Origin of the sequence: Chitinophaga sp., assembly GCF_035761305.1 — a bacterium.
GTDB lineage: Bacteria > Bacteroidota > Bacteroidia > Chitinophagales > Chitinophagaceae > Chitinophaga.
The window spans coordinates 1-6,946 of sequence record NZ_DASTRI010000230.1 but is presented as its reverse complement, the minus strand read 5'-3'; the positions used below and the strand labels follow the sequence as shown (position 1 = coordinate 6,946).

The 6,946-nt window shown below is 45.3% G+C and carries 3 protein-coding genes; all 3 read right to left on the bottom strand.

Going from position 1 to position 6,946, the window contains the following annotated elements:
* A partial coding sequence (locus VFS25_RS19495) for a hypothetical protein (protein ID WP_326463852.1) occupies positions 1 to 233 on the bottom strand: 233 nt, incomplete at its 3' end.
* Between the two features lie 278 nt (positions 234 to 511).
* Positions 512 to 1,081 (bottom strand): hypothetical protein, encoded by a 570-nt coding sequence (locus VFS25_RS19490; protein ID WP_326463851.1) that lies wholly within the window; start codon positions 1,079 to 1,081, stop codon positions 512 to 514.
* 112 nt (positions 1,082 to 1,193) lie between these two features.
* A complete protein-coding gene (locus VFS25_RS19485) occupies positions 1,194 to 6,755 on the bottom strand; it encodes a DUF6443 domain-containing protein (protein WP_326463850.1) in 5,562 nt (1,853 codons plus the stop codon).
* Positions 6,756 to 6,946 lie beyond the last annotated feature (191 nt).

Here is a 6,946-nt window from a genome sequence, read left to right as displayed (position 1 = left end):
TGCCGCTGTAAGCGTTGCAGGGCTTTGGCGGTGCGCTTGTCAACCTGTTGCTCCATATGTTTGGATTTGCCGGCCACCTGTTTAAAGTATTTACCGGGTAGCTGCGCAGCTGCCATAGCAGTGCTGTCTGTGGCTTGCGCGCTTGCAGCATAGCCACTTAGCAGGAACAGGGACATTACGGCAAAACAAACCAGCTTATAGCCGACTGTTAATACATTTTCATGGTAAGGCATTCATGTAATTATTTCAGGGATCTAACCAACGGCATAGCACAGGCACTTACAACATCCACAAAATAGGGCAGCTATGGCCGTATATGAAATCATGCAATAGAAAGTGATGGGTTAAAACGATGTGGGTAACAACATTACTTTCCAGGTATAGTTTCGACTGTAAAAAAAGACATTTTATTGCAATGTTGCAAAGATGTTTTTATATAAAATTTTGAATAATATGAATAATTGACAAAACTATACATTGGCAATCTAAACGTACAGCAATGCGCTTTTCATTAATCATTCCAAAGGGGAGGTACGGTTTTCCATAACTCTAGTTGACTATCCTTTATTTCCTTTACATCTGACTTCCTCAATCTGTATAATAAATAAGTATTGAAAGCAGCAACTGATGTGTCAATATATTTTGCTTTTTCAGGGAAAAGAGATTTTTGCACATTGGTCACTGCTTTTCCCTCAAGCCACAACCCTGTGACATAAAATACCTGGTAACAATGCATCTTATCCTTACTAAACGAATAGTATTTATCTGTTACAAAGCTTACGCAGGTATCATTTTTTTTATCTTCATTACTATTGCAAAAATGCTCTTTGAAAACTGCATAATTAGCACTTGTGCACCTTAAGTAGATACTTTTCTTATTCCTGTAAAATAATGTTGATAATTCACGCTGCAGGTATAGGCCTTCACTGTCGCTAACCGGAATGAAGAATTCGTCATATTTACTGCCATCTATAGCCACTTGGAACGGCCTGTTATTTAGCCTATTATTCCTATTTTGTTCGAGCTTACGTACATAATCTTTTGTATAGACCTTTATATAGTACCCTTTAAGCTCAACCAAGTTGTCGAAACAGTTTTTTCTACTGTTATTATTCTCCTGGCCCCACGCATACAATGTATTAGTCAAACAAAACACGCAGATGCAGAGATATAGCCTATACGTAAACATAGCTTTAATCTTTTTTATATTGCAGCATTCTTGGCCCAACGGGGCTTTGAATTCTATTAATTATTGTTTGCGGAAAGCTTTTGCTAATGTTAACTCGTTGAATATAGGGGGTTGTTGGGCAACCAGCACCCAAACAATTGGGATTAGTTAATCTTGTACTTAATGTTATATGTCCTTTACCCATTGGATTAGTATCTCCGTGCTCCCCCCCCAGGTTATGGCCTATTTCATGATTAAGTGTGCTTTCTAGAATGTCAGTTTCATTAAATCCTTCCTTTACAGCCATTTGAATATTATTTGTGTATAGTTGTATCAATTTCGATCCTCCGGTCGCACGAGTACCTCTTATATCAGCGCCCAATGGTTGATCCAGATCATCCGTTACTGTAGTGGTAACCTCATTTCCATAACCACTTGTTCCGCCCATTTCATTTGTGAATGTATCTCCATTAACAGCATCTTTCACTGCTTCATCTGTATCAAAACCTTTTGCTTTCAGGTCAAATTGTATTATCGTATAAGTGCCGTCTTTGCTTTTACCTGTAGTAGAAGTTGTTCCATTATAGTTAGCTACCGCCTTTTCCAATGCTGCAATCTGTTTCTCATTTAGTTTCTTCTTATTATAATAGTAATTTGCCGTGATTTTAACAATATTCGGATTATCCTTTGTTCCTTTACCTTTAATTTTTGTAACCATACCATCTTTACCATCAAGGTCTACAAATAACAGAGGATTGTTAAATGTATAATTATAAGGAGTAAAAGAAGTATATTGGTCTGCAAGAGGATCAGGAACATGCCACCTTCCTATCTGCGCATCATACATCCTCGCCCCATAATCATACCACTCCAGCCCACTGCCATCTCCAAACTCCTTATGCTGCAATTCCTTACCATTATATTGCAAACGATTTTCTGGATAATTCGTACCCATTAAAGCGTTAGATGATATTCCCGCCATTGTTAACCCAAACGGATAATAATGCGTTTCCTCCAATATTGGTCCGCTGAAAGTTGCTACCGTTACATTATCAAAGAACACATCCTGCTGCGTTTCATTGCTGGTATATACATACAGGAAACCGCTTTTCTCAACCACCATCTTGTCTACCGCCAGGGTTTGCAGTTCATCCGGCGTGCCTTTTACCTGCCGTACACCGCTGTTGTCTTCTACTAAGTTAAACTGATCATCGAATAATGCAAAATTCAGGTAGGCCTTTGGTTTATCGTCGCGGTTCTCATCCGGGGCTTTGTCTTTTAAACGCTGATAATCATTGCTGTTGAAGTTCCGGAAGGGCGACAAGTTCCCGGCCTGCCGGGCAGCATGAGACGCATCTGATGATCCGGCACCGCCAAAGGCCTGCAGCAGGGAGGTCACCATATCTTCCGGGGTGGCTGCCTTGTTGTTCTTAGGACCTGTTGATTTATAAAAAGCCCTGGCTCCTATTTGAACAGTATCGCCTGCCATTACCCTTAACACCAGCGATGGCCCTATTTTTTTACCACCATCCTTTGCATTCAGCTTAGCCACGAAATTGTTCTTTGAAGTGGTTGCATCCTGCGGATAGCCTGCTGGTTTAGGCGTACGGGTTTCATCTATATTGCTGAACAATGCTGTTTCAGTGGCAGCCTGCGTTGTTTCCATAGTAGCCGAATACATACTGAAATTAGTTTGCTCGGTAAGCACCAAGCGCACATTTCCCAAATGATCTTTAATAAAGTAATCATATTTGTAAGTCAGCTGACCGCTTTCAGTCACCGGTCTTACCCGGCCTTCCTCATGTCCAAAGAACTCCAGGGCATTATTTTCGTAAACAAACTGACCAATATAATCTGTTGTTGTTATTTTGGATGGAGATTGCGTATTGTCGGTTACGATTTTTTCCAGCTTTCTGCCTGTAGCATCGTATACATATTGAATGTTGCCTGATCCCGTAACGATATTTTCCGGCAGGTTGAAAAGGTTATAGCTGATAGCCGTAATTCCCTTATTTGCATCGCTTTGAAGGTTACCCGCCTTGTCATAAACATAGTCGTTGCTGTTGCTGCCGTTAATCTCCTTGAAATCTCCCAGGGTTGACTGCGGATCGTTGGCCTGGTCAATAACACCCTGCAGCTGGTTGCTGTTGGGGAGATAGCTGTACGTAAGCTGGTCAACCGGGCTGCTGGTAGTACCTTTCAACCCATATTGTGTCATCGCCTTAATATTACCATTTGCATCGTAAGCAGTTTGGGGGGTTGCACCATCTCCTACTGACATGGTATAATTCACACCTTCACTGGTGTTCCATGCGCTGCCTGTATTTTGCGTAAAGGTGGCCTTCAGCAGGCGGTTAGACAGGTCATAGCTAAAGTCGTATTTACGCTTTTTACCGTTGGTTTGGCTACGCCATATTGTGCCGGCTATATTGCCGGTAAACTGCGCCGCTGTGTAAGCCGCACCGTTAATTGCCGATGCTGTTTTATCATAGGCCAGCTCATAGCCGAAATAGTTGGTGGCTGCGTCCTTCAGGTAGTCGCGGTTCATACCCAGCTGCCAGCTCCTGATGTTATAATCGTAGTTAAGGGTTTCCATAATGGCTGAACCATTCACCCCAAGGCTTTTCTTTTTAAGGTTGCCCTGTGCATCATATTCATTCAGGGCTACTGTTCTTTCCGTGGCAGCGGCGTCATTTACCCTTTTTATAACGCTGAGTAAACGGCCGGCCAGATCGTAGCTGAATTTTGTAAGCACTTTCACTTCAGGCGTGGCTGTACTGGCGGGATTATGATGATGCACATAGGTGCTGAGCAATTTGCCGCTGAAGTCATACATGTTGGTAGTAATGTCTGTTCCTCCCTTAATGTTATCTGCCAGGGTTTGTATTACCCTTCCTTTTGCATCATAGTAGGTGGTGGTTGTGAGCCACTGATTTGTACCCAGCACACGAACCTTTGTGCCTGTTATTCTCCCCCGCGTCATGGTGCTGCTGGCAACGGTTTCCGGGTAGGGATTGCTGCCGGCTTCCACTTTACCCGCATAGCTGCTATTGTAAGCCTTTACGCCGGTCCATGCATAGTTATCGTAATAGGTATAAACAAGCATATCCACATTATCGGTTGCGGGCTGCGGGTTAACGGCTACGGTTTCGCCTGTGGTTCCATCTGTAGCGGTTGGGTCAATATAAGCCTCAAACTCATCAGATGTGGCAGATTCAAAACCTGGCAGGAAAGTGACGCTGCCGGTTGCTTTATAAGTGTATACATCCGTTGAGCGGCTGCTTACTTCCAGATCGCCCACTTTGGCTACGGTAACCCTGTAGTCGCCGTTGGACGACTGCTGATCCATCTGCGCCTGCAGTGTTGCGCGTGTAACAGCTGCTGTGGCGTGATAAATGCCGGTTTTTTCGGGGCGATTTAGGCCGTCATAAAAGATCACCAACCACTCATTGCGGTCACGCTGATTTCCATCGCTTGAGTACACCATCCTGTCGCGGGTGTCGTACACCATGTAAACAGGATCTGCTCCCGGCACCTGTTTAACGACCACACGGTTACGCCGGTCATATACATACTTAAAGCAAAGGCCATTTACAATTGCGCTGGTTAACTGCCACGATCCATCTATTGCTTCGGTGGCCCTGGGCGACAGTACAAAACGCAAATTTCCTATCTCATCATATATATAGTAGGTGCAAAGCCAACCGCCATGCGTAACGGACGGCGCCGCTGCCAGCTGCACCTTTTTCAGCACAACGCGGTTATTTTTGTCTTTATAGGTGAGCACCTTACTTCCATTCTCGTCTATAGACACTTCTTTTGAAAGTGCGCCATCCGGGTATGCACCGGGGCTTACCGGCAGCTCTGTTTCAGTGGTTCCTACATTCCATATCCTTACATTTTCAGCAAGGGTATTTACAAGCAGCTGCTGTTCAATGCCTCTATTGTTTCCGGCCCAGCTGGAACCGGGCGGTAATGTTTTAAGCACCCGGTCTAGCGGGGAGTTATCAAACAATATTTTCTGATATGCAGGCTCGTTAGGGTACAACGACTGATAAAAGCCAGCCTGTTGTGTTTTAGCTGAAGCCTTATACTTGCCATCAGTAGCTTCTGCCGCACTGTTGTTGCTGTTGTAGGAGTACGACAGGTATTGTTGCGGTTCTCTTCCGTAATCATCATACTCCTGCCATTTCACCATATCCCTGAGCTGGCCTCCCTGCTGCTGGCCTACTGTTTCCACCGCGCGCCCAAGACCATCATAATAAATAGTTGTTCTGAGCCTTTGATTGGTAGCCATCTGGTTAGCCTGGGCCAGTGTTTTAACTCCGCTTGTAAGCACATTCTCTGTTTGAATGAAGTTGCTTGCTGTTTCTGAAAAATATGCTGGATTGACTACACCGAATGTTAATGTATTACTATATGCTGTTTCTGAAGCGCAGGCAACCATCCTCCTGATCAGCGTGGCGGCAGTAACGGCAGGCGCTGTTGCAGGGAAAGCTGCACCGGTACCTATGTTTGCCCAGGTACCGCCATCGTCCAGTGAGCGTTGCCAGGTATAAACGTAGCTGCTTGCCAGGCAGGAGCCTTCGGATGCCGGCTGTTGTGAGATCACCGGTTGCGTATTATTATCAAGAGAGGTATTGTCTGAGAAAATGGCGCCGCCCTGCAGCGGTTTAATTGTGAAGGAAAGCTCATTGGTGAATGCAGAAACGCCACTGCAGGTCACCCGCCTTCTTATGCGGGTTGGCGCGGTAATAACAGGCGCGGTAGCGGGATAAGTAATACCGGTACCGATGGATGTCCAGGTGGCGCCGTTATCCAGCGACCGCTCCCACTGGTATGTAAGCGTACCACATGTGCTGCCGGTAGCAGCTACCTGTGTAACCGAGGGCGCGGTGTTATAGCTCACAGCTGTTCCCGCAGTTGATATGGAGCCCGGAAACATAGGGTTGTTGACGTTAACAGTAGCAACACCGGAATATCTCGACACGGCTGTTGTACTCACTTTTCTTCTATAGAAAGTTGTTTGCGGCGGAGATGGCGGCGTATAGTTCTGCCCGGTAGCACCTGGAATTTCTGTGTAAGGCCCGTCCACTGAAATGGCACTTTCCCAGGCATAGGCAAAAAAAGACGGCGTGCAGGCCGCGCCTGTTAAGCCGCCACCTGTAAGGGTTTGGGGCGCCGCTGCAAAATTGATTGTTTGTGTTGTCGGCGTTATCGTACTGCCGGAGGTGATCAATGATACGCTGAGTGATGCGCTGCCGTTATGGTAGTTACCGCTGCCATCCTTATTATTGGATATATTAACGCTGATACTACCGGATGAAGAGCCGGTCCAGCTAACGGTTATACGCGGGGAGCCGCCTGACTGGCAGGTATTTGTGCTTTCCGATATATGTCCGCCGCTTACGCACCAGCTAAACTGGGCGCCGGAGTACCAGGAGCCGGATATAGTATAACTGTAAGTGGCGTCGTCACCTGTTAATGCACAGGTTTCGCCACTGATGCTAAATTGTGCCCGTGCCGGCAATATTCCTGTTACAAGGAAGAAAGCTACCAGGGTTATCTTAAATATAGCTGAACGCATATATATAGGTTGAACGGGATTCATTTAATTTTTAACGCTGGTTATTATACTGGTAGGACACATTTTTGATGATGTCCTTGTTTTGGTTTTTAACAAACCGCAGCCTGTTATAGTCATCATACTCATAATAGGTAACAAGGTTATCAGGCCCGCATGTAGCCGTTATGCCTACTCCGGGTTGATGACAGAAA

Excerpts from the sequence above, each read along its gene's own strand:
- VFS25_RS19485 (WP_326463850.1), bottom strand. The coding sequence starts at position 6,755 with ATGCGTTCAGCTATATTTAAGATAACCCTGGTAGCTTTCTTCCTTGTA.